At 71.3% G+C, this 21975-nt stretch carries 21 protein-coding genes, 1 tRNA gene and 1 pseudogene; 9 read left to right on the top strand and 14 right to left on the bottom strand.

Going from position 1 to position 21975, the window contains the following annotated elements:
* The first annotated feature begins 87 nt into the window (after positions 1-87).
* From ACIF6F_RS26810 to ACIF6F_RS26800, 3 genes are all read left to right on the top strand, one after another.
* The gene (locus ACIF6F_RS26810; protein WP_399951629.1) at positions 88-642 is read left to right on the top strand and encodes a hypothetical protein; all 555 of its coding nucleotides are present in this window, start codon (positions 88-90) and stop codon (positions 640-642) included.
* A gap of 251 nt (positions 643-893) precedes the next feature.
* Positions 894-1067 carry a hypothetical protein gene (locus tag ACIF6F_RS26805; RefSeq protein WP_399951626.1) on the top strand — a complete coding sequence of 58 codons (174 nt, stop codon included), beginning with the start codon at positions 894-896 and terminating at the stop codon, positions 1065-1067.
* The gene (locus tag ACIF6F_RS26800; RefSeq protein ID WP_399951623.1) at positions 1067-1237 is read left to right on the top strand and encodes a hypothetical protein; all 171 of its coding nucleotides are present in this window, start codon (positions 1067-1069) and stop codon (positions 1235-1237) included. The genes ACIF6F_RS26805 and ACIF6F_RS26800 overlap by 1 nt, the downstream gene beginning before the upstream one ends.
* A 49-nt stretch (positions 1238-1286) precedes the next feature.
* Here ACIF6F_RS26800 and ACIF6F_RS26795 read toward each other — a convergent pair whose 3' ends face one another.
* Together ACIF6F_RS26795 and ACIF6F_RS26790 are read right to left on the bottom strand one after the other, a co-directional pair.
* A complete protein-coding gene (locus ACIF6F_RS26795; RefSeq protein WP_399951620.1) occupies positions 1287-1526 on the bottom strand; it encodes a helix-turn-helix domain-containing protein in 240 nt (79 codons plus the stop codon).
* A gap of 547 nt (positions 1527-2073) precedes the next feature.
* Positions 2074-2148, bottom strand: a tRNA-Val gene (locus ACIF6F_RS26790).
* Between the two features lie 113 nt (positions 2149-2261).
* Between ACIF6F_RS26790 and ACIF6F_RS26785 the strand changes: the two genes are divergently transcribed.
* The 3 genes from ACIF6F_RS26785 to ACIF6F_RS26775 all read left to right on the top strand — a co-directional run bounded on the left by ACIF6F_RS26785 (position 2262) and on the right by ACIF6F_RS26775 (position 4710).
* Positions 2262-3506 (top strand): hypothetical protein, encoded by a 1245-nt coding sequence (locus ACIF6F_RS26785; protein ID WP_399951617.1) that lies wholly within the window; start codon positions 2262-2264, stop codon positions 3504-3506.
* Between the two features lie 231 nt (positions 3507-3737).
* Positions 3738-4454, top strand: coding sequence for a DUF4383 domain-containing protein (locus ACIF6F_RS26780; protein ID WP_399951614.1), 717 nt, complete (start codon positions 3738-3740; stop codon positions 4452-4454).
* Between the two features lie 49 nt (positions 4455-4503).
* Positions 4504-4710 (top strand): zinc ribbon domain-containing protein, encoded by a 207-nt coding sequence (locus tag ACIF6F_RS26775; RefSeq protein ID WP_399951611.1) that lies wholly within the window; start codon positions 4504-4506, stop codon positions 4708-4710.
* 107 nt (positions 4711-4817) lie between these two features.
* Here ACIF6F_RS26775 and ACIF6F_RS26770 read toward each other — a convergent pair whose 3' ends face one another.
* The 4 genes from ACIF6F_RS26770 to ACIF6F_RS26755 all read right to left on the bottom strand — a co-directional run bounded on the left by ACIF6F_RS26770 (position 4818) and on the right by ACIF6F_RS26755 (position 10075).
* On the bottom strand, positions 4818-5477 hold the full coding sequence (locus ACIF6F_RS26770; RefSeq protein ID WP_399951608.1) for an O-methyltransferase: 660 nt from the start codon (positions 5475-5477) through the stop codon (positions 4818-4820).
* 5 nt (positions 5478-5482) lie between these two features.
* A complete protein-coding gene (locus tag ACIF6F_RS26765) occupies positions 5483-6307 on the bottom strand; it encodes an HAD family hydrolase (RefSeq protein ID WP_399951605.1) in 825 nt (274 codons plus the stop codon).
* Entirely contained in the window at positions 6304-8739 is a 2436-nt protein-coding gene (locus ACIF6F_RS26760) for a phosphoribosyltransferase (RefSeq protein WP_399952059.1), read from the bottom strand. Before ACIF6F_RS26760 ends, ACIF6F_RS26765 begins: the two co-directional genes overlap by 4 nt.
* Before the next feature lie 172 nt (positions 8740-8911).
* On the bottom strand, positions 8912-10075 hold the full coding sequence (locus ACIF6F_RS26755; protein WP_399951602.1) for an HpcH/HpaI aldolase/citrate lyase family protein: 1164 nt from the start codon (positions 10073-10075) through the stop codon (positions 8912-8914).
* Between the two features lie 186 nt (positions 10076-10261).
* On the opposite strand from ACIF6F_RS26755, the gene ACIF6F_RS26750 reads away from it, so the two are divergent.
* A complete protein-coding gene (locus tag ACIF6F_RS26750) occupies positions 10262-11044 on the top strand; it encodes a TerD family protein (protein WP_399951599.1) in 783 nt (260 codons plus the stop codon).
* A 26-nt stretch (positions 11045-11070) separates the two neighbouring features.
* Here the strand turns inward: ACIF6F_RS26750 and ACIF6F_RS26745 are convergent, their stop codons facing one another.
* From ACIF6F_RS26745 to ACIF6F_RS26720, 6 genes are all read right to left on the bottom strand, one after another.
* Positions 11071-11811: a Tellurium resistance gene (locus ACIF6F_RS26745; RefSeq protein WP_399951596.1), complete on the bottom strand. Its 741-nt coding sequence runs from the start codon at positions 11809-11811 to the stop codon at positions 11071-11073.
* A gap of 112 nt (positions 11812-11923) precedes the next feature.
* Positions 11924-13045, bottom strand: coding sequence for a DUF475 domain-containing protein (locus ACIF6F_RS26740; RefSeq protein ID WP_399951593.1), 1122 nt, complete (start codon positions 13043-13045; stop codon positions 11924-11926).
* A gap of 23 nt (positions 13046-13068) precedes the next feature.
* Positions 13069-13644, bottom strand: coding sequence for a TerD family protein (locus ACIF6F_RS26735; RefSeq protein ID WP_399951589.1), 576 nt, complete (start codon positions 13642-13644; stop codon positions 13069-13071).
* Positions 13645-13740: 96 nt separating this feature from the next.
* Positions 13741-14316, bottom strand: coding sequence for a TerD family protein (locus ACIF6F_RS26730; RefSeq protein ID WP_399951586.1), 576 nt, complete (start codon positions 14314-14316; stop codon positions 13741-13743).
* Positions 14317-14458: 142 nt separating this feature from the next.
* Positions 14459-14917 carry a peroxiredoxin gene (locus ACIF6F_RS26725; protein WP_399951583.1) on the bottom strand — a complete coding sequence of 153 codons (459 nt, stop codon included), beginning with the start codon at positions 14915-14917 and terminating at the stop codon, positions 14459-14461.
* Between the two features lie 130 nt (positions 14918-15047).
* Complete coding sequence (locus ACIF6F_RS26720) at positions 15048-15476, bottom strand: DUF3052 domain-containing protein (RefSeq protein WP_399951580.1); 429 nt, start codon at positions 15474-15476, stop codon at positions 15048-15050.
* A gap of 441 nt (positions 15477-15917) precedes the next feature.
* Here ACIF6F_RS26720 and aceE point away from each other — a divergent pair, with 441 nt between their 5' ends.
* Both aceE and ACIF6F_RS26710 read left to right on the top strand, forming a co-directional pair.
* Complete coding sequence (gene aceE, locus ACIF6F_RS26715; protein WP_399951577.1) at positions 15918-18665, top strand: pyruvate dehydrogenase (acetyl-transferring), homodimeric type; 2748 nt, start codon at positions 15918-15920, stop codon at positions 18663-18665.
* Between the two features lie 104 nt (positions 18666-18769).
* The gene (locus ACIF6F_RS26710) at positions 18770-19582 is read left to right on the top strand and encodes a potassium channel family protein (RefSeq protein ID WP_399951574.1); all 813 of its coding nucleotides are present in this window, start codon (positions 18770-18772) and stop codon (positions 19580-19582) included.
* Here ACIF6F_RS26710 and ACIF6F_RS26705 read toward each other — a convergent pair.
* Positions 19563-20075: a peptidase inhibitor family I36 protein gene (locus ACIF6F_RS26705; protein ID WP_399952056.1), complete on the bottom strand. Its 513-nt coding sequence runs from the start codon at positions 20073-20075 to the stop codon at positions 19563-19565. The genes ACIF6F_RS26710 and ACIF6F_RS26705 overlap by 20 nt on opposite strands.
* Positions 20076-20270: 195 nt before the next feature.
* Positions 20271-21909, bottom strand: a pseudogene (locus ACIF6F_RS26700) (MFS transporter); the annotation flags it as partial.
* Between the last annotated feature and the right edge of the window lie 66 nt (positions 21910-21975).

Raw genomic sequence — 21975 nt, 5'->3', positions numbered from 1 at the left:
TGGGGGACACAAGTCTGTGTCCCCCAGGGCCTTTTCGTGCCCCCACACTCGTCACCACCACCCGCTGACGACGGTAGGGAGCGCAGCGTGAGCAGGCGAACGACGGTGCCCAACTGGCTGGCCCAGAGCCACGACAACCCCCAGCAGGCCCACGACGAATGGCGCGAACGCGGCATCGCCGTCCTCCCCACCGGGGGCGTGTTCGGCGCGGTGCGCCTCCCTGAGGGGCTCGTGCAGGCGGCCGTGGAGTCCACGGACAACGACCACGTCGGTTTCGTGCTGGCCGAGCAGCTCGACGGGCCTGTCATCCACGACGCCCGGGGCCGGAACTACTACGCGCTGCTCCGTCCCGAGGACCGCCTCGCGTGGGACACCACCTCGCCCGGGGTCGAGTACCTTCCCCCGCGCACTCACCTCGGCGTGCCGGCGGCCGGGCTGTGCCAGTACACCGCGGCGACGCCGATCTACTGGGCCGTCCCGGTGATCAGGCCCTCGTACTGCGACCTCGGCGCCCTCGCGCTCCTCGTTCGTGTCGGCGCCGCGCGCCTCGCCGAGTCCCGGCCGCACGCCGCCGCGTTCGTCGGCCGGGCCGGCCTGCCGCCGATGACCGCCGAGCAGGCGGCCGGGCACCCCGGTGAGTAACCGCGGGCAGCAGGTGGCCTACGTGGTCACGCTGCTGGCCCTGCTGGCCTCTCTCTGGCTCGGCATCACCGCCCGCTGACCGCGGGCCTCTCAAGCTCCCGCCCGCGGCGCCTCCACCCCTCCCACCCCTCAGCCGCGGGCGGGTCCCGCTTCCGGTTCCCAAGGTCCCTCTTCTGGGTGACCGGGGGCGGGTCGCACCACCGGTTCACGGCTGGCGCAGCACGCTGGCACCGACTCGAAGGAGACCCCGCGTGACGCCTCAGCCGCCGTACTGCCCGAACGGCCCCCACGGCCCCCAGTTCCCCGCGCTCTGGAAGGACACCAGCCTCACCGGTCCGAATACGCCGGAGCGGTGGCGCTGGTTCTGCAACGGGTGCGGAACGTACTGGGAGCCCACTCCTGAGCAGAAGGCGAGGTTCACCTGATGGGTCACCAAGAGGACAGGGCGACTGGCTGCGGGAACATGGTCCCGGACCCGTCTGACCCGAACCAGCGGATCATGTGCGGTGGCCAGAAGACCACCGTGTACGTCTACGACGACAACGGGAACTGTACGAGCCAGCAGGTCTGGCCGTGCAGCTCGTGCGGCGGCTGATCCAGCGCTCCGCCCGCGCGGCGGCCCCGGCCGGACTCTCCGGCCGGGGCTACTCCCTGACGAGCTGCGAGAGCGGCACGCCGATCGCGTCGGAGATCCGGATCAGGGAGTCCAGGAGCGGGCTCACGTGGCCCTGCTCGATCCGGTTGTACGAGGGCCGGTCCATCCCAGAGTCAAGGGCGACGCGCTCCTGAGTGAGGTTCCGCTCCAGCCGGGCCGCCCGGATCTGGTCGCCGACCCGCCGGCGCCGGGCGAGTACGTCGTCGGTGGGCGGTACGGAGCGTGGCACTCCCCCACGCTGACCGGCTCATGATCGAATGTCTGTTATCCAAAACCTACATTGTGTGATCTATGGGTTGTTCGGGCATCAAATAGTCCCGGGCCCGCCCAAAGGCTCACCCCCCGCGCTCGGCGCGACCAGGGGTGAGCGGGACGGCCCGTCCGGCGTTCGTACATCCGCCAGACCTGCCCGTCCCGGCCCCGATTTCGATCGGGGCGGCCGCCCGGTCCCCGAAACGGGGCCGGGCGGTTTACCGTGTACGGAAGAACCCCCCGGCGTATCGCGCCGGGGGGTTCTCTGCCTGTGAGCCGAGCCTCCCCGCCCGAACATCACAGGATCTGAGCGGCGTACATCTAGCGCGCGTGGGGAGACGCGCCGGCCCCGCTCGACCAGCACTCTAACCCGATAACCCGCCAGTAGTGCACCCCCAAAAGAGTGATGACAGGGGGGTCGCCTTGGGGGGATGTGGCATCGATGTGGCATCCGACGGCAAAAAGGCCTCCCGGCCGATGACAGCCGGGAGGCCTCTTACGGGGTCCTACCTGCTAGAACCCGCTGGTGGGCGCGGACGGTTTCGAACCGCCGACATCTGCTTTGTAAGAGCAGCGCTCTACCCCTGAGCTACGCACCCGTGGAACGAGGAGACAGCCTACATGGAGGCCATGCCCCTGACGCAAACGCGTTCGTGTGGGGGAGAATGAACCGGGGCACGGTGGACGTGGTACGGGGTACGGGAGAGGGATTGTGACGGCGACTTCCCGGCGGTGGTTCGGTGGGCGGGACGAGAGCCGACGGGCCGAGGCGCAGGCCGCCAAGGATGCCGCCGCGGCCGCGTTCTACGAGCTGGACACCGCGCAGCGGGACCTGCGGATCTCCATCGAGACCATCGTCGCGGCCGACGGGTCGCCGGCGGCGCGGCAGGCGTCGGACGGGTTCACCGTGCTCGGGCACCGCATCGACCAGGTCAGCCACGTGTACATCGAGACCGTCGACCGGTACGACCTGGACCGCCCCGAGCTGGAGGCCTCGGTCGCCGGGCGGGCGCGCGGGGAGCTGGAGCAGGCCCGCGACGAGCTGGTACGGGTCAAGGGTGAGCTGGACCGGTTCGCACAGGGCCTGGAGCCGCTGCTGCGGAACGCGGAGACGCAGCTGGCACGGGTCGCGCCGGCGCGGGAGCGGGCCCGGGCGGCGCTGCTGGCCGCGAGTGACGCGCTGGACGCGGTGCGGGCGGGCGGGATGCGGGCGGACGACCTGGCGGCGCGGCTCGCGGCGCTCGCGCCGGAGCTGACCAAGCTCAACCAGGGTGCCGCGCAGCACGGCGTACAGGAGACGGTGCAGCGTGCCGACCGGATCCTGCGGGACGCCGAGGGGGTACGGGCGGAGGCCGAGCGGCTGCCGGAGCGGGCGGCCGAGATGGACCGGCGGCTGGTGAGCCTGCGGACCCGCGCCCAGGCGCTGCACACCCGGGCCGGGCAGGTGGAGCCGGTGCTGAGCGAGTTGCGGCGCCGGTTCAGCGCGGCCTGCTGGCAGGACCTGCAGAAGGTGCCGGACCAGGCCGTGGAGAGCGTACGGCGGGCCGAGGAGAAGCTGGGCGAGGCGGCCGCCGCGCGCCGCGAGCAGCGCTGGGCCGACGCGACGGCGCTCTTCGGAACGGTCCGGGCCCTGCTGGACTCGGTGGACGAGGCCGTCTCGGCGGCCGGGGACCGGCTGCGGGCCCTGGACGCCGTGGCGAAGGACCCGCAGCCGGAGGTCCAGCGCACCCGCTTCGCGATCCGCGACGCCCAGCGGCTGGCGATGGAGGGGCGCAGCGTGCCCGATCCGCGGCACGCGCGTCCGCTGGACCAGGCGGTCGCGCGGGTCGACCGGGCGGTGGCCGGGCTGGAGGGCGTGCACCCCGACTGGTGGGGGTTCCTGCGGGAGATGGAGGACGTGCGGGCCGCGGTCGGGCGGGTCGTCGCCGAGATCCGGTCCCAGCGCGGCACCGGGTGACCTCGGGCCGGACCGGCCGGACCGGCGAGTTCGGACCGGCCGGACCGGGACCGGCCTGACCGGACCGGCCGATGTCCGTGGCCGCCGGGGGCTGACCGTCCCCCGTCGGGTGCCGGGTCCGCCGCCCGGTGGCCCCGCCCCGCGTCCCGCCGGACCGTTCCGTGCCGGTTGTCCGCCGGGCGCTCGCGGCGGATGCTGGGAGGTGCAGGGAACGGAGCAGAGGAGGGCGTCATGGCTGCCCACGTTTTCCACCGGCCTCGTACGTCCCGTGCAGTCCCCGTAAGGCCGGAATCCTACGAGCCCCACGCCGCGTACGGGTGCACCGAGCCGCACGAGCACTACGCGCCCTACGTGGCCCACGAGCCGTACGGGCCGCCACCGGAGCCGACGGGGCCCGGCCTGGTGCAGCGCCTCACGCACCCCGTCACCGCGCAGCTCGACGAGCACCTGCCCGCCGACCACAAGCTCAGCAAGGTCTACCGCGTGGGCGCGGGGCTGACCGGCCTGCTGCTGGTGGTGTTCGGCGTGCTGGGGCTGACCGACAACATCGGCTTCTTCGACACCGGCGGCGACCAGGTCCTCGGCCTCAACACCAACGGCGCCCTCAGCGTGCTGTCGATCTGCGTGGGCCTGCTGCTCTTCATCGGCATGGTCATCGGCGGCAACTTCGCCTCGACGCTGAACATCGTCCTCGGTGTGGCCTTCATCGCGAGCGGCTTCGTGAACCTCGCCCTGCTGGACACCGGGCTGAACTTCCTGGCCTTCGAGATCGAGAACGTGCTGTTCAGCTTCGTCGTGGGCGTGATGCTGATGTGGTTCGGGATGTACGGGCGGGTGGGCAGCGCGCTGCCGCACGACAACCCGTACTGGCGTGCCCGGCACCCCGAGCAGGCCGCCCGCGAGGAGCGCCGGACGACCCCCGAGATGCGGGCCGTTCCGCGCCGTTAGGGGCGCCGGGGGATGGAGCGGTCAGCCTCCGGCCCCGTAGCCTGTGCGCATGCCTCGTTACGAATTCCGCTGCCGCACCTGTGGGGACTCCTTTGAGGTGAGCCGGCCGATGGCCGAGTCCGCCGCCCCCGCCGCCTGCCCCGCCGGGCACGACGACACCGTCAAGCTGCTCTCGGCCGTCGCCGTCGGCGGTACGAAGTCCGCTCCCGCGGCCCCGTCGGGCGGCGGCTGCTGCGGCGGCGGGGGCTGCGGCTAGGACGCGCCCCTCCTGCCGCGCCGGGCCGTCCCTTCGGGGGCGGGACCGCCGCGGCGTGCGGGCCCGCAGGGGCGGGCCCGCACGGGTCACCCCAGGGTCACCTCAGGTCACCTCTTCCGCGACAGCGTCAGCCCGTCCGAGATGATCGTCAGCACGCTGTCCATCCGCCCGTCCTTCGCCACATGGTCGTTGAACTGCCGGATCGCCGCCGGAGCCCCGGTCGCCGCCGGGTCGACCACTCGGCCGTGGAAGAGGGTGTTGTCCGCGACGATCAGGCCGCCCGGCCGCATCCGCGGAACCAGCTCCTCCCAGTACGCGATGTAGCTCTCCTTGTCCGCGTCCAGGTACGCCAGGTCGACGTGCGGCTCCTCCGGCATCGCCCGCAGCGTCTCCAGGGCCGGCGCTATGCGCAGCTCGATGCGGTCGGCGACGCCCGCCTCCTCCCAGGCCGCGCGGCCCACGGAGGTCCACTCCTCCGAGATGTCGCAGGCGATCAGCCGGCCGTCGGCGGGCAGGGCCTGGGCCATCGACAGGGCGGAGAAGCCGGTGAACGTACCGACCTCGACCACGTGTCTGGCACCCACCAGCCGCACCAGGAAGGCCAGCAGCGGCCCCTGCTCCTCCGCGGACTGCATGCCCGCGACGCCCGGGAAGCGCTCGTACGTCGTCTCGACCAGCCCCCGCTGCACCGCGTCCAGCGGGGGGTTGTGGTCGAGCACGTAGGCGTACAGCTCTTCGGTGATCTTGGTCGTGTTGCCCTTGGTCATGCCGGTCAGTCTTCCCGGCGAACCCCCGCGTTACGGCTGAACCGGCGGACGATTTCCTCGCCCGCCACGACGCCGGCCAGATCCAGCGCCGTCACGCCCGGCGCCGTCCAGCCCGCGTCGGCCAGCTCACCGTGCCCGGGCCGCCAGCCCGCGTCCGCGGCCAGCAGCAGGTCGGCGTCCAGCAGCGAGTCGCCGGCGGCCAGGGTGCGGGTGGCGCCGGTGCGCCGGGCCACCTCGCGCATCGCCGCGCTCTTGGTGAGCGGGCGCGGCACGGCGTACACCTTCCGGCCCTGGAGGGAGACGGTCCAGCCGCGCTCCCCGGCCCACTCCGTGAGGGCCTTCAGCCACTCCTCGGGCAGCAGCTGCCGCTCGACGACGAGGTACGCGAAGAGGTCCTCGGCCACCCGCTCCTTGCGCAGCCAGGACGGGTCCGAGGTGGCGATCAGGTGGTTGCGCACCTCCTCCAGCGGGGCGCACTCCTCCGCCAGCCGCCGTGCGACCTGCCGCCGCCAGTCCCGGTCCGGGACGCCGTCGACCAGCAGCTGCCCGCCGTTGGCGCAGATCGCGTACGGCGCGGGGCGGCCGGGGAAGCGGATCCGCTGGTACTGCTTGCGGGTCCGGGTGGTGGTGGGGACGAAGACCACCGACGGGTCGGCGGTGAGCTCGGCGAGCAGCGCCGCCGCGGTCTCCGTCATGTAGGAGAGCGGCCTGCTCTCGTGCACCTCGACGCAGAGCAGCCGGGGCGCGAGCACGTCGGGCATGGTGAGCCCGAGTGCCGCGGACGAGTAGATGAGCGTGCGGTCGAGGTCGCTCGCGACGAGGACGGTCACGTGGCCGTCACCGCCTTGCCGTCGGCGCCGGTCGCGCCGCGCGTGTACCGGGGGTGGATCAGGCCCACGCAGCTGTACGGCAGGTCGTCGACCTCCTCGACGGGCACCCCGCGCTGTTCGGCGAGCAGCCGTACGTGGCCGAGGTCGGCGCCCGCGCCGCGGCGCGCCAGGATCTTCCAGGGGACCCGCCGCAGCAGGACCCGCGTCGTCTCGCCGACGCCGGGCTTGACCAGGTTCACGTCGTGGATGCCGTACTCCTCACTGATCCGTTCGACGGCCGCCCAGCCCTCCCAGGTGGGGGCCCGGTCCGCCGCCAGCAGCTCCTTGACCTCGGCGTCCACCGCGTCGGCCACCTCGTCGAAGCGGGCGGCGACGGTGTCGACGAAGTCGGCCGAGACGTCGGCCCCGGCCAGCTCCCGGTAGAACTTCGCGCCGTGGAAGTCGTGGGGGCCGACGAGGTCCGCGCGCAGCACGGTACGGGATATGAGTCCGGAAACGGTGGAGTTCAGGCAGGCCGACGGGATGAGGAAGTCCTCGCGGGTGCCGTAGGTGGCGACGCAGCCGCCCGGGTCGGCGAGCACGACGATGTCGGGGTTGAAGCCGGGGCCGCCTGCCTCCTCCCGGTGGGCGTGCAGGGCGGCGGTGAGTTCGCGGGTGATGGCGCCCTTGCCGGTCCAGCCGTCCACGAAGACGACGTCCGCGGGGTCGTGGTGGGCGGCGAGCCAGCGCAGGGCGTTGGTGTCGATGCCCCGGCCGCGCACGATGGAGACGGCGTAGTGGGGCAGGTCCAGGCCGTGCCGGTGCCGGGCCCAGCGGCGCATCAGGACGCCGACGGGGGTGCCGGCGCGGGCCAGCGAGACGAGGACGGGGCGCGGTGAGCGCTCGGCGAGCACGGTCTCGGTGACCGTGCCGACGGCGCGGGCGACCCGGGCGGCGGAGGCGGCCAGCGCCTGCTGGTACAGCTCCTGGTAGCGCTCGCTCGGCTGGTACTCGACCGGCAGGGACTCGGCGTAGTGCGCGCCGCCCGCCTGGATGGCCTCCTCCCGCTCCTCGGTGGGTGCCTCCAGCCGGACGCCGGACAGGTCCTGGAGCAGCCAGCCGACGTCCTCGGCGGCGTAGGAGGAGAAGTCTGGGCCTCGGAGAGGCTCGGGCATGATCGGCTCCTGCCGGTCGGATGCGGGGGTGCGCCGGTCCGCGGGTGCGGTCGCGGAGGCCGGTGCGGAGGCGGGTGCGGGCGCGTACGGCGGTACGTACGAGGGGACGACGGCCAGCAGCACCCGGCCCGTGTGCGGGGCGAGGACGGCGGGCAGCCCGTCGGGGGCGTGCAGGGCGGGCGTGTCGCCCGCGGAGTCGACCACCACGACGACGGCGTCGAAGCCGGCTCCGGCGACGTTGTACGCGTACCGGTCGCCGGGGCCGTCGGCCGGCTCGTCGTGTGCCGGGAAGACCAGGCGCGTGCGGATGGCGTAGCCGGGGTCGTCGACGGCCAGCACCGGGGAGCGGGTGGTGGTGGAGAAGCGGACCTCCCCCGCGCTGCCGGAACGTTCCAGCTCCCGCGCGAGGGCCAGCGGCGCGTACATCAGCTCCTCGTTGCCGAGGACCAGGACGCGGCCGGGCTGGGGGCCGAGCGCGGCCGCGATGCGGGCGGCCATGCCGGGGAGGGCCTCCGCCAGGGCCGCGCGGTGCGCCGGGGTGAACCCGTGGCGGCCGCCGTCGGGTACGCCGGCGGGCCAGCCGAGGTCGACGCGGAGCGGCGGTACGCAGGAGGACGCGGCGGACGCCGGGCTCGCAGCGGCGGCCTCGTGTGCCGCCACCAGGGCCTGGCCCTTCTCCAGGACCCCCGGCGGGAGGTGGACCGTGCCGGAGGCGAGGGCGACCAGGTCCACCCGTGCGCCCAGGGAGTCCGCGAAGGCGGCGAGGCGGTCGCGGTCCTCGGGCGAGCGCATGTCGACCAGCGCCACGACGACGTACCGGTCGCGCGGGTGGCGGTCGTGGAGGTCGCGGATGGTGTTCAGCACCGTGTTGCCGGTGGAGAACTCGTCGTCCACCAGCACCAGCGGCCCGGTGCCGGCCAGCAGCTTCGGGTCCTCCGGCAGGAGCAGGTGCGAGGTGGCGTGGGAGTGGGACTCCTCGAAGCCTCCCGCGGTGGCCACGCCCGGCACCGGCCGCCGGGTCGAGTGCAGGTACGGGGCGTCGGCGAGCCCGTCGGCCACGGAGTGCCCGAGGCCGGTGGCGGTCTCCGCGTACCCGAGCACGACCGCGCGGGCGGCCTCGTCGGGACCCAGCAGCTCGCGCACGCGCAGGCCGAGCCCGTAGCCGGCCCGGTGGACCGTCCCGGGCGACTGGGGCACGTGCTTGCCCAGCACGTTGGAGACCAGCAGGTGGGCCCGCTTCGGGTTGCGGCGCAGGGCGAGGCCCAGCAGGTCCCGCAGCCCGCCGCCGGCGCCCGCCGCCGCACCGGCTCCGGCATCGGCACCGCCGCCGGCACCGTCGGCAGCACTGCCGCCGGCACCCGGGTCCCGCAGGTCCACGCCCAGCCGTTCGGCCACCCATGATCCCGACCACACCACGTCGTCGACTCGCCCTTCCGTCGTCTCCACCGGCTCAGCCCGACAGCCCGGCGGTGAGCAGGTCGACGAAGCCGACCTCCTCACGGGCCACGCCGAAGACCTCGGCGCGCAGCATGGTGCGCTCCGCCCAGGCCCGGTGGGGCTTCACCTCGTTCATCTTGTTCGTGTAGGCGGAGCGCAGGACTCCGCCGCCGCCCCGCTCCGGCCGCAGGATGTCCTGGGCGTCGCTGAACTCCTCGTGGGAGACCACCGAGAGCGCGTGCACGGGGGTGGTGTGCGCGGGGTGGATGCAGGTCTTGCCGAGCAGGCCGTTGGCCCGGTCGAGTTCGATCTCGCGCAGCAGCCCGTCGAGGTCGTGCTCGATCAGGGCGGTGCGCAGTTCCTCCGCCTGTCCGTCGAGGAAGGGGCTGCGGCGCAGCTGGGGCTTGAACTTCCGCTCCTGGTGGCGGAAGTACTCCCAGACCGGGCCGGTGACCGTGAAGCCGGTGCCGTCGGCCCGGGAGAGGACGTTGACCACGTCCGCGATGACGCCGGCGACGATCTGGACGTCGTACGCCGTCATGTCGGGGGTGCGGCGCAGCCCGTAGGCGGAGCAGAAGTCGGTGACGCCCAGGCGCAGGGCCAGGACGCGGTCGCGGTGCCGGTCGACCGTGCGGAAGATCCCGGCGAGCGAGGCGGCCCGGGTCTCCAGGTGGAGCAGCTCGGGCGATTCGAGCACCGGCATGGCGTACAGCCGGCGATCGCATACGGCCTCCGCACGGGTGAGGGCCTCCAGGAAGGCCTCTCCGCGCTCCTCCGTGAACTTCGGGAGTACGAATCCGGCCAAGTGCCGGACGGCCGGTCCGAGCCGGGCGGTGAGGTCCGGGATCTGCTCCGGTACGCGGACGCGGATGAAGAGCAGCGGCACCTCGCCGCCGGCCGCGTCGAGGTCGGCGAACTGGCGGACGAGGTTCTCCTCCGCGCCGGCGACTTCGCCGTCGCTGATGGAATCCTCCAGGCAGAGCACCATGGAGACCACGCCGCGGGCGGCCTGCTTGCGTACGTCGCCGGCGAGCCGGGGCCGGGTGGCGGGGCTGTAGAGCGTCGCCCCGAGGGCCGCGGCGAGCGTGCGGGCAGGCGACCCGGCGTCGAATTCGACGGGTTCCTGGTGGAAGAGGTCCTTACGGACAGCAGGCGAAACGTGCCCGAAATGACGCATGTGCTTCCCCCGTACTGCCTCGGCGGCCCCTCTGGCGTGGCCGGTAATAGTACGTACGAATGAGTGTCAAGAGTTCCTCAAGCTCATGAAATTCAGGTAACCCTCTTGCACCATGCCCACCTGTCCGTGCGCCGACAAGGGGGGCCGCATTGTCCCGCTCCGCTCCCAGAGGGCAGGATGACGGGCATGACGCACGCGATGCAGAAGGGTTCGAACATCCCCGTGGCCGCCACTGCGGTCCGGGCGGTGCTGCGCTGGACCAGCGGTCCGGAGGTTCCGGACGTCGACGCCTCGGCCCTGGTACTGGGCCCTGACGGCCGTGTGCGCTCGGACGAGGACTTCGTCTTCTACAACCAGCCGCGGCACCCGTCGGGGGCCGTCTGGCGGCTGGGCAAGAAGCGGCTCGGGGAGGCCGTGACGGACGCGGTCCAGGCCGACCTCGCCGCGCTGACCTCCGCAGTCGACCGCGTGCTGGTCGTCGCCTCTGCCGAGGACGTGCCCTTCGAGCGGGTCCCGGACCTGCGGATCCTGCTGTACGACGCCGCGCCGAGCGCCGGCGGCGACCCGCTGGCCTATTTCGACGTCCGCCCGGAGACCGGCACCGAGACGGCGATGATCTGCGGCGAGCTGTACCGCCGCGGGGACGCGTGGAAGTTCCGCGCGCTGGGCGAGGGCTACTCGAACGGTTTGGAGGGCCTGGCCACCGACCACGGCATCTCGGTCGACGAGAACGCCGAGGTGTCCGGCGCCGAGGCCGCCGTGGAGCAGGCCACGCAGGCCATGCGCCCGACGCCCGCGACCGCCACGCCCGCCCCGGCCCCGCAGACCCAGGCACCGCCGGCCACTCCGCCCGCGTACGGCTACCCGCAGCCGGTCTCGGCCCCGCCGGTGCCCGTGCCGGTGCCGGGCCCGGGCGGCGACCCGGACTTCCGGCTGCCGCCCCAGGGCCCGCAGTTCCTGCGGCGCTGAGCGCCGGGGAACCTCCGGGGTGCGGCTCAGGTCTTGCTCGTCTTGTAGCCGCGCCCCCATTGCAGTCCCCATCCGTAGAGCCGGTCGAGCTCGGCCTGGAAGCCGTACACGAACTTCACCTCGCGGCGCACGATCAGCTCGCCCTTGACGTTCTCCAGGGACACCACGGCGCAGGACCGCGCCTGGGGGTGCCGCTCGTCGAGGGCGATCTCGATCCGGGGTCCGGTGACCGGGTAGAGGGTGACCAGGGCGTGGGTGCGGTCGAAGGCCGGCGTCTGGTCGTAGATGTAGACGAAGACCAGCAGGCGCTTGATCGATTCCCAGTGGTCGAGGTTGACGAAGAGCGTCTCGCCCGAGGGGGCGCCGAACCGGTCGTCGCCGCTCAGCTTCACGTACGGCGGGCTGTTGATGTCGCCGAGGAAGTTCCCCAGGGGCTGCACGACGCCCCGGCTGCCGTCGGTGAGCTCGTACAGGCAGCCGATGTCGAGGTCGACGTTGACCATGCCCTGGGTGTGGGCCTGCACGATCTCGGGCTTGAAGAGCTGGAAGGGGTGGCGCAGGAGCCGGCCGCTCTGGCCGGACCGGCCGCCGATGTCGGACGTCCGCATCCGCCAGGAGAGGTTGACCCGCAGGTTGCCGTTGACCGCGCCCTGCTTGGTGAGCGAGACCGTCGGATGTCGCCTGGTCAGCTCGATCGCGTTCGACGATGCGCTGCCGGACTGGAACTGCGCCGCCCGGCCGCCCCGCAGCCCGTCGAAGAACCCCATCTCCCCCACAACTCCCCAGGTCGTCCGTGATCGGTGGCAAGACCGCGGGGCGGCCGAAGGGTCCGTACCCTCCCGGCCGCCCCGCGTAGAGCGTTCCGCAATCACCGCCGGGTCACACCCCGGAGGCGACCTCCGCCTTGTCGTCGGACCCCAGCCGCTTGTTGCGGACGACCGAGGACCAGAAGGAGGCGGCGATCAGCACCACGCCGATGAGGCCGGTGATGATCTCGCTGATCTCGTGCTCGATGGTGATGAGCAGGATGACGGCCAGGGCGCCGATGGCGTAGTGGGCGCCGTGCTCCAGGTAGACGTAGTCGTCCAGGGTGCCCTGGCGGACCAGGTAGACCGTGAGCGACCGGACGTACATGGCGCCGATGCCGAGGCCGAGCGCCATCCAGAAGATGTGGTTGGTGATGGCGAAGGCGCCGATCACGCCGTCGAAGGAGAAGGAGGCGTCGAGGACCTCCAGGTACAGGAAGAGGAAGAACGCCGCCTTGCCGGCCAGGCCGACCGCGGAGACCTCCTTGCCCGCGGCCTTGGCCTTCTCCTCTTCCTCGTGCTCGCGCTCCTCTTCCTCTTCGAGCTTGTCCTCGAAGTAGGAGGAGAGGCCGCCGACGATGAGGTACGTGATCAGGCCCGCCACACCGGACAGCAGCACGGTGGCCGACTTGTCCGCGTGGCCGGTGCTGGTGTGCGCGTTCGTCGCGAAGGTCATCGCCGTGACCAGCAGGGCGATCAGGGCGATGCAGACCGACAGCATGTCGACCTTGCCGAGCTTGGCGAGGGGACGCTCCAGCCAGGCGAGCCACTTGATGTCCCGGTCCTCGAAGATGAAGTCCAGGAAGATCATCAGCAGGAACATTCCGCCGAAGGCGGCGATCGCCGGGTGGGCGTCGGTGACGAGCGCTTCGTACTGCTCGGGCTGGTCCAGGGCGAGGTTCACCGCCTCGATCGGACCGACCTTCGCGCTGATGGCCACGATGGCCACCGGGAAGACCAGGCGCATGCCGAACACGGCGATCAGCACACCGATCGTGAGGAAGATCTTCTGCCAGAAGGCGTTCATCTTCTTCAGGATTCCGGCGTTGACGACCGCGTTGTCGAAGGACAGCGAGATCTCGAGGATCGACAGGATCAGGACGATCCCGAACGCCTCCCACCCCCACTGCCACGCGGCAAAGGCCAGCCCGAGCGCCGTGACGGCGAACGACCAGCCGAAGGTTTTCAGAACCACAGGTACCTCATCCAGGCGCGGCTTTACGAAACATTGACCCCGAAGTCTAGAGCGATGCCCCTCAGGCCCGACGCGTACCCCTGGCCCACGGCCCTGAACTTCCATTCGCCGCCGTACCGGTACACCTCGCCGAAGATCATCGCGGTCTCCGAGGAGGCGTCCTCGCTCAGGTCGTAGCGGGCGAGTTCGGCGCCGTCGGCGACGTTCACGACGCGGATGAAGGCGTTGGTGACCTGGCCGAAGGTCTGGCGGCGGGCGTCGGCGTCGTGGATCGAGACGGGGAAGACGATCTTGTCGACCTCGGCGGGCACCAGCGTGAGGTCGATGAGGATCGACTCGTCGTCGCCGTCACCCTCGCCGGTGAGGTTGTCGCCGGTGTGTTCGACGGACCCCTCGGGGCTCCTGAGGTTGTTGTAGAAGACGAAGTACGGGTCCCCGAGCACCCGGCCGTTCTGGCACATCAGGGCGCTGGCGTCGAGGTCGAAGTCGGCCCCCGTGGTGGAGCGTGCGTCCCAGCCGAGCCCGATCATCACGCGGGTGAGGTTCGGTGCGGCCTTGGAGAGGGAGACGTTGCCCCCCTTGGCGAGTGTGACGCCCATGTTCGTGGTCCTCCCCGGACGACGGTGTGGTGGCAAAGCCGGTCCGGCGCCGCACACACGGGGTGCGCGGCGCCGGACCGGTTACTGCTCGGCGGCTCAGACGTTGACGCCGAAGTCCTGCGCGATGCCCCGCAGGCCCGAGGCGTAGCCCTGGCCGATGGCGCGGAACTTCCACTCGGCGCCGTTGCGGTACAGCTCGCCGAAGACCATGGCGGTCTCGGTGGAGGCGTCCTCGCTGAGGTCGTAGCGGGCGAGTTCCACGTTGTCCGCCTGGTTGACGACGCGGATGAAGGCGTTGCGCACCTGGCCGAAGCTCTGCTGGCGGCTCTCGGCCTCGTAGATCGAGACCGGGAAGACGATGCGGTGCACATCGGCCGGCACGCCGGCCAGGTTCACCTTGATCTGCTCGTCGTCGCCCTCGCCCTCACCGGTGAGGTTGTCACCGGTGTGCTCCACGGAGCCGTCCGGGCTCTTGAGGTTGTTGAAGAAGACGAAGTTCGAGTCGTTGGTGACCTTGCCCTGGTCGTTCGTCAGCAGGGCGCTGGCGTCGAGGTCGAAGTCAACCCCGGTGGTGGTGCGAGCGTCCCAGCCCAGGCCGACGATGACCGCCGTCAGGTTGGGGGCGGCCTTGGTCAGCGAGACGTTGCCGCCCTTGCTGAGGCTGACTCCCACGGGTCCTCCATTGGTTTGTGTGGGGCGGTGCCCCGTCGTGCGTTGCTACCGGATCAACGGTTCGATCCTAGTGACGGGTTCCCGTCCGCACCGGACTTTCCCGGGCTGCCGGCACCGTCTTTCCCCAGGCTGCCGCGCCGGATCAGAGGCTGTCGAGGGCCTTGACGTACTCGTTCAGGTCCCGGGCGTCGGCCAGGCCGTTGACCACGGTCCAGCGGACGACGCCGTCCTTGTCGATGATGAAGGTGCCGCGGACGGCGCAGCCCTTGTCCTCGGCGAAGACGCCGTACGCGCGGGAGGTCTCGCCGTGCGGCCAGAAGTCGGACAGCAGCGGGTACTCCAGGCCCTCCTGCTCGCCGAAGACGCGCAGGGTGGGGACGGAGTCGTTGGAGACGGCCAGCAGCTGGGTGTCCTCGTTCACGAAGCGCGGCAGCTGGTCGCGCAGCTCGCACAGCTCGGTGGTGCAGACGCCCGTGAAGGCGAAGGGGTAGAAGAGCAGGACGACGTTCTTCTCGCCGCGGAAGTCGGAGAGCCGGACGGTGACGCCGTGGTTGTCCTTGAGCTCGAAGTCAGGGGCCTTGTCGCCGACCTCGATGGCCATCGCTCGCTTCCCTTCGGTGGGGCTGTACGGGTGCGGCACAGCCTATGCCCGGCGGCCGGGTGCGGAAAAAACGCGGGACCCCCGCCGACCGGGTGGTCGGCGGGGGTCCGTCCGCACGTGCGGCGCCGGATCAGCGCTTGCCGGACTTGGCGGCCTTCGGGGTCATCAGGCGGCTGGCGATCCACTCCTTGCCGACGCTGACGCTCTTGGTCTGCGACAGGCCCGCGGTGGTGGCCGCCTCGCTGATGTCGCTGGGCTCCACGTAACCGTCGCGTCCGGTCTTGGGCGTCAGCAGCAGGATCAGCGCGCCGTCCTCGACCAGCTCGGTGGCGTCCACCAGCGTGTCGGTCAGGTCGCCGTCCTCGTCGCGGAACCAGAGAAGCACGGCGTCGGCGACGTCGTCGTAGTCCTCGTCGACGAGCTCACCCACGACTCCCTCGACGATCTCGCGGAAGTCGTGATCGACATCATCGTCGTAGCCGATCTCCTGGACCACCTGCTCGGACTGGAAACCCAGCCTGACGGCCTGGTTCTCCGCGTGGTCCGCGGTCGCGCTCACGGGTTGCCTCCTGCTCATGTTCGGTGAATGTCTTCGGCCGCGCGCGTACGCGCAGCATTGGGCGTAGTCCACACGGGACCGGCGGATCGCGCAAGTACCCGGCCGTCGAGACCGTCGAAACGGTGACGATCAGGGTCGTCTCGCCGCAACTCAGGGCACCTCGACACCGCCCCTTCCGTGATCCGCGCCACATCGTCCAAGGGTATTCGGAATCCCTTGATGACTTTCCTACCCCTTTGAGGGACGAACGGCCTTACGAACCTCGTAAACCTCTTGGGCGTAAGGTTGCGAGATGTCCGGACCATCCCATTGGAAACTCGGCAATCACCGGAAGTTCCCTGGGTTACCTAGCGGTAAAGATGACGTCCCGGACGCGGCGGTAGACGATGGGAGGCGGCCTGAAAGCCCAAGGCACGACTCCCCCGACAGCGAAGGAACAGCGTGGCTTCCGCATCCGATCGCAACCCGATCATCATTGGCGGCCTGCCGAGTCAGGTACCGGACTTCGATCCGGAGGAGACCCGGGAATGGCTCGACTCCCTGGACGCCGCCGTCGACGAGCGGGGCCGTGAGCGTGCCCGCTACCTGATGCTGCGGCTGATCGAGCGGGCCCGCGAGAAGCGCGTGGCCGTGCCCGAGATGCGCAGCACGGACTACGTCAACACCATCGCCACCAAGGACGAGCCGTTCTTCCCCGGCAACGAGGAGATCGAGCGCAAGGTCCTCAACGCCACCCGGTGGAACGCGGCCGTCATGGTCTCCCGCGCCCAGCGCCCCGGCATCGGCGTCGGCGGCCACATCGCCACCTTCGCCTCCTCCGCCTCCCTCTACGACGTGGGCTTCAACCACTTCTTCCGGGGCAAGGACGAGGGCGACGGCGGCGACCAGATCTTCTTCCAGGGCCACGCCTCGCCCGGCATCTACGCCCGCGCCTACCTGCTGGACCGCCTCTCGGAGCAGCAGCTCGACGCGTTCCGCCAGGAGAAGTCGAAGGCCCCGTACGGCCTTTCGAGCTACCCGCACCCGCGTCTGATGCCGGACTTCTGGGAGTTCCCGACCGTCTCGATGGGCCTCGGCCCGCTCGGCGCGATCTATCAGGCCCGGATGAACCGCTACATGGAGGCGCGCGGAATCGCGGACACCTCCAAGTCCCACGTTTGGGCGTATCTCGGTGACGGCGAGATGGACGAGCCCGAGTCGCTCGGCCAGCTCTCCCTCGCCGCCCGCGAGGGCCTGGACAACCTGACCTTCGTGGTCAACTGCAACCTCCAGCGCCTCGACGGCCCGGTCCGCGGCAACGGCAAGATCATCCAGGAGCTGGAGTCCCAGTTCCGGGGTGCCGGCTGGAACGTCATCAAGCTCATCTGGGACCGCTCCTGGGACCCGCTGCTGGCCCAGGACCGCGACGGCATCCTGGTCAACAAGATGAACTCGACGCCGGACGGGCAGTTCCAGACGTACGCCACCGAGACCGGCGGGTACATCCGCGAGCACTTCTTCGGCGACGACCACCGGCTGCGGCAGATGGTCGAGAACATGAGCGACCACCAGCTGCTCCACCTGGGTCGCGGTGGCCACGACCACAAGAAGATCTACGCGGCGTACGCGGCGGCCAAGGCTCACAAGGGCCAGCCGACGGTGATCCTGGCGCAGACGGTGAAGGGCTGGACGCTGGGCCCGAACTTCGAGGGCCGCAACGCCACGCACCAGATGAAGAAGCTGACGGTCGACGACCTCAAGCGCTTCCGCGACCGCCTGCACATCCCCGTCACGGACGCGCAGCTGGAGAACGGCGCGCCGCCGTACTACCACCCGGGCCGGAACTCCGAGGAGATCCAGTACATGCACGACCGGCGCCAGGCGCTGGGCGGGTACGTGCCGACCCGGGTCGTGCGGGCCAAGCCGCTGCCGCTGCCGGAGGACAAGACGTACGCGGCGGCCAAGAAGGGCTCCGGCCAGCAGTCCATCGCCACGACCATGGCCTTCGTCCGCATCCTGAAGGACCTGATGCGGGACAAGGAGATCGGCAAGCGGTTCGTGCTGATCGCTCCGGACGAGTACCGGACCTTCGGCATGGACGCGTTCTTCCCGAGCGCCAAGATCTACAACCCGCTGGGCCAGCAGTACGAGGCGGTCGACCGCGACCTGCTGCTCGCGTACAAGGAGTCGCCGACCGGCCAGATGCTGCACGACGGCATCTCGGAGGCGGGCTGCACGGCCTCGCTGATCGCGGCCGGTTCGGCGTACGCGACGCACGGCGAGCCGCTGATCCCGGTGTACGTCTTCTACTCGATGTTCGGTTTCCAGCGCACGGGTGACCAGTTCTGGCAGATGGCCGACCAGCTCTCGCGCGGTTTCGTGCTGGGCGCGACCGCCGGCCGTACGACGCTGACCGGTGAGGGCCTCCAGCACGCGGACGGCCACTCCCAGCTGCTCGCCTCGACCAACCCCGGGTGCGTCGCCTACGACCCGGCGTACGGGTACGAGATCGCGCACATCGTCCAGGACGGCCTGCGCCGGATGTACGGGGCGACCGAGGACGGCCGGCCGGGCGAGGACGTCTTCTACTACCTGACCGTCTACAACGAGCCGATCCAGCACCCGGCCGAGCCGGCGGGCGTGGACGTGGAGGGCATCCTCAAGGGCGTGCACCGCGTCAGCGCGGGCGAGGCGGGTGCCGTACCGGCGCAGATCCTCGCCTCGGGCGTGGCGGTGCCGTGGGCGCTGGAGGCGCAGCGGATGCTGGCCCAGGAGTGGAACGTCCGGGCCGACGTGTGGTCCGCGACCTCCTGGAACGAGCTGCGCCGCGACGCCGTCGAGGCGGAGGAGCACAACCTGCTCCACCCGGAGGAGGAGCAGCGCGTCCCGTACGTCACCCGCAAGCTGTCCGGCGCGCAGGGACCGTTCGTGGCGGTCTCGGACTGGATGCGGTCCGTGCCGGACCAGATCGCGCGCTGGGTGCCGGGCCGGTACACCTCGCTGGGCGCGGACGGCTTCGGCTTCGCGGACACCCGCGGGGCGGCCCGCCGGTTCTTCCACATCGACGCGCAGTCGATCGTGCTGGCGGTGCTGACGGAGCTGGCCAAGGACGGCGTGATCGACCGTTCGGTGCTGAAGCAGGCGATCGACCGGTACCAGCTGCTCGACGTGTCCGCGGCCGACCCGGGCGCCGCCGGCGGCGACGCGTAGCCGTACGGCGCCGGAGCGCCGGAGGAGCCGGAGCACCGGGAGGGGCCGGGACCGCGGACAGCCGTGGTCCCGGCCCCTCCCGTGTCTTCCTTACGATGCGGGGCATGAAGGAACCGTCCCGCCAGCTCCGCTGGGAGCGCCGCACCCAGATCCCGCTCTTCGCCTGTGCCGTCGCGTTCGGTGTGGCCTACGCCGTGCCGATCGTGGTGCCGGAGGCGAGCGTCCGGGTGCACGAGGCGTGCCTGCTGGTGGAGTGGGGCGTGTGGGGCGCCTTCGCCCTGGACTACCTGGTACGGATGGCGCTCTCGGCGGACCGCCGCCGGTTCGTCCGTACGCACTGGCTGGACCTGCTGGCGGTGCTGCTGCCGATGCTCCAGCCGCTGCGGCTGCTGCGGCTGGTCTCGACGCTGCTGCTGGTCGGGCGGCGGGCCCGGATGGCGCCGCAGATCCGGCTGACCACCTATGTGGCGGGCGCGGTGGTGGGGCTGCTGATGTTCGGCTCGCTGGCGGTGCTGAGCGTGGAGCGGGACGCCCCCGACGGCAACATCAGGAACCTGGGGGACGCGGTCTGGTGGTCCTTCACGACCATGACGACCGTCGGGTACGGCGACCACTCCCCCACCACCGGGCTCGGCCGGGTGCTGGCGGTGGGCCTGATGCTGTCGGGCATCGCCCTCCTCGGTGTGGTGACCGCCAACATCGCGGCCTGGTTCATCTCCCGCTTCGAACGCGACGACCTGGAGGAACGCCTCCAGACCGCCGCGATCGCCGCCCTGACCGAAGAGGTCAGGGCCCTCCGCGCAGAAGTGGCCCGGCTCTCGGGGAACGAACCGGCGGCGGTGCCGGCGGCAGTGCCGTCGGCGACGCTCCCCGAGGCCGGTGCAGCCGTGGCGCCGCCTAGTTCTCCCACACCTTGAACGCGCGGATCTGGTACGGCGATTCGGGGAGCCAGACGCCGTCGCCGGGGTAGGTCTGGAACTCGCCCGTCTCGGCGCACTCGGCGGACTGGTACGTGGTGACCGGGCGGCCGGTGCGGTTGGCCAGGGCCTGAGCCGTCTTGCCGGGCGGCAGCGGTACGCAGCTGTCCACGTCGGTGGTGCTCAGCTCGTGGACGCGCCGGGTGCTCTGGAAGCCGGGTTTGGCCCAGAGGCAGAGCTGGCCGCGCTCACAGGTGCCGAGCGCGAGCGGCGGCGGGGCGGCGCCCCGGGTGCCGGGGGCGGCGGGGGCGGCCTGGGTTCGGGGGGCGGGCCGGATGCCCGAGGTGGTGTGGGTGCCGGGGGCCGCCTGGGCGTGGGATGCCGTGGTGGCGGTGGTGCGGGTGGTCGGGGCCGCCTGGGCTTGCGGGGTCGTGCTGGGCAGCAGGGCCGTGGCGGCCAGGAGCGCGGCCGCGGCGAGGGTGCTGGGGTACATGCGCATGGTTCGTCCCGTCTCGTGGTGCGGCGATGGCCCGTACGGGTGGTCCTGGCGGACCGGGGGCCCGTACGGATCGCCGTGCCCCCACGCTGACCTGCGCCGATGCCCTGGCGGAAGGGGGCCGGCCCGGGTCCACCCGGATAGGCGAGAGCCCCGCCGGCGGTGGCCGGCGGGGCTCTCGTACGCATCGGGTTGACGCCCGCGCGGTGGTCCGGGCGGCGGGTCAGATGTGGCCGACTCCGGCGCCCGCCTCGGCGTTCTCGCCCCGCTTGGTGAGCAGCGCGACGGCCGCGGCGAGCACGCCGACGACGCCGGCCACCAGGAAGGCGAGGCTCATGCCCGACACGAACGTGTCGTGGACCACGGTGGAGATCGTCTGTGTGACGGCCTCGGGCGTGCCCTCGGGGGACGGCGGGACGTAACCCACCTCGACGCCCTTCTTCATCAGCTCCAGCTGCTCCGGCCGGAGCGGCGGGAGCTGGGCACGGGCCCAGTTGTCCTCGAACTCGCCGTCGACCTTGGCGGCCATGACGGCGCCGAGGACGGCCGTGCCGAGGCTGCCGCCGACCTGCATGGCGGCCTGCTGGAGGCCGCCCGCGACGCCGGACAGCTCCAGCGGGGCGTTGCCGACGATGACCTCGGTCGCGCCGACCATGACCGGTGCGAGGCCGAGGCCGAGCAGGGCGAACCAGAGGGACATGGCGAGGGTGCCGGTGCCGGCGTCGAGTCCGGCCAGGCCGAAGCAGGCGGCAGCGGTGGCGACCATGCCGGCGACCAGCGGGATGCGCGGGCCGAGCTTGGTGATGGCCGCGCCGGCCGCCGGGGAGCCGATGATCATCATGCCGGTGAGCGGCAGCAGGTAGAGGCCGCTGTCGACCGGGCTGAGGCCGTGCACGTTCTGGAGGTAGAAGGTCACGAAGAAGAGGCCGCCCATGAAGGCGAAGGCCATCAGGACCATCAGGACCGTGCCCGCGGAGAGCGGTACGGAGCGGAAGATGCCCAGCGGGATGAGCGGTTCGCGGACCTTGGTCTCCCAGAAGGCGAAGAGCACGAAGGAGAGCACGGTCCCGGCGAGGAAGCCGAGGGTGCGGCCGTCGCCCCAGCCCCACTCCGGGGCCTTGATGATGGACCACACGAGCCCGAACATGGCTCCGGAGAGCAGCAGGACGCCGAGCAGGTCGAAGGACTTGGGCGCGTTCTCGGCGCGGTGGTCCTTGAGGATGACCAGGCCGAAGACGAGCGCGATCAGGCCCACCGGCACGTTGATGAAGAAGCAGGACTGCCAGCTGACGTGCTCGACGAGCAGACCGCCGACGATCGGGCCGCCGGCGGTGGAGGCGCCGATGACCATGCCCCAGATGCCGATGGCCATGTTGAGCCGCTCGGCGGGGAAGGTGGCGCGCAGCAGGCCGAGCGCGGCCGGCATGAGCAGTGCGCCGAAGAGACCCTGGAGCACGCGGAAGGCGATGACCAGTTCGACGCTGTCGGAGAGGCCGATGGCGGCGGAGGCGGAGGCGAAGCCGGCGATGCCGATGAGGAAGGTCTGGCGGTGGCCGAACCGGTCGCCGAGCTTGCCCGCGGTGATCAGGGAGACGGCCAGTGCGAGCAGGTAGCCGTTGGTGATCCACTGGACCTCGGCGAGCGTGGCGCCGAGGTCTTCCTTGATCGTCGGGTTGGCTATCGCGACGATCGTGCCGTCGAGGGTGACCACCATGACGCCGATCGCGACAGCGAAGAGCGTGAGCCACGGGTGGCCGCGCAGCCCCTTGCCCGGCTCGTCGCCGGGGGTCTTGGAAGTCGCCCCGTCGGCGACGGTGAGCTGAGAAGTCATGACAGGAAGGCTAGTGTCAGTCGCTGACATTTCTCCAACGGGTTAACGAGACAGCGACTGTCATTT

The organism is Streptomyces sp. NPDC086023, assembly GCF_044540325.1.
Classification (GTDB): Bacteria; Actinomycetota; Actinomycetes; order Streptomycetales; family Streptomycetaceae; genus Streptomyces.
Note: the sequence above shows the minus strand (reverse complement) of the source record. Positions and strands in the feature narration are given on the sequence as shown.

Excerpts from the sequence above, each read along its gene's own strand:
- ACIF6F_RS26775 (WP_399951611.1), top strand. The coding sequence starts at position 4,504 with ATGCCTCGTTACGAATTCCGCTGCCGCACCTGTGGGGACTCCTTTGAG.
- ACIF6F_RS26725 (WP_399951583.1), bottom strand. The coding sequence starts at position 14,917 with ATGGCCATCGAGGTCGGCGACAAGGCCCCTGACTTCGAGCTCAAGGAC.
- ACIF6F_RS26745 (WP_399951596.1), bottom strand. The coding sequence starts at position 11,811 with ATGGGGTTCTTCGACGGGCTGCGGGGCGGCCGGGCGGCGCAGTTCCAG.
- ACIF6F_RS26735 (WP_399951589.1), bottom strand. The coding sequence starts at position 13,644 with ATGGGCGTCACACTCGCCAAGGGGGGCAACGTCTCCCTCTCCAAGGCC.
- ACIF6F_RS26750 (WP_399951599.1), top strand. The coding sequence starts at position 10,262 with ATGACGCACGCGATGCAGAAGGGTTCGAACATCCCCGTGGCCGCCACT.
- ACIF6F_RS26800 (WP_399951623.1), top strand. The coding sequence starts at position 1,067 with ATGGGTCACCAAGAGGACAGGGCGACTGGCTGCGGGAACATGGTCCCG.
- ACIF6F_RS26770 (WP_399951608.1), bottom strand. The coding sequence starts at position 5,477 with ATGACCAAGGGCAACACGACCAAGATCACCGAAGAGCTGTACGCCTAC.
- ACIF6F_RS26755 (WP_399951602.1), bottom strand. The coding sequence starts at position 10,075 with ATGCGTCATTTCGGGCACGTTTCGCCTGCTGTCCGTAAGGACCTCTTC.
- ACIF6F_RS26705 (WP_399952056.1), bottom strand. The coding sequence starts at position 20,075 with ATGTACCCCAGCACCCTCGCCGCGGCCGCGCTCCTGGCCGCCACGGCC.
- ACIF6F_RS26780 (WP_399951614.1), top strand. The coding sequence starts at position 3,738 with ATGGCTGCCCACGTTTTCCACCGGCCTCGTACGTCCCGTGCAGTCCCC.
- ACIF6F_RS26710 (WP_399951574.1), top strand. The coding sequence starts at position 18,770 with ATGAAGGAACCGTCCCGCCAGCTCCGCTGGGAGCGCCGCACCCAGATC.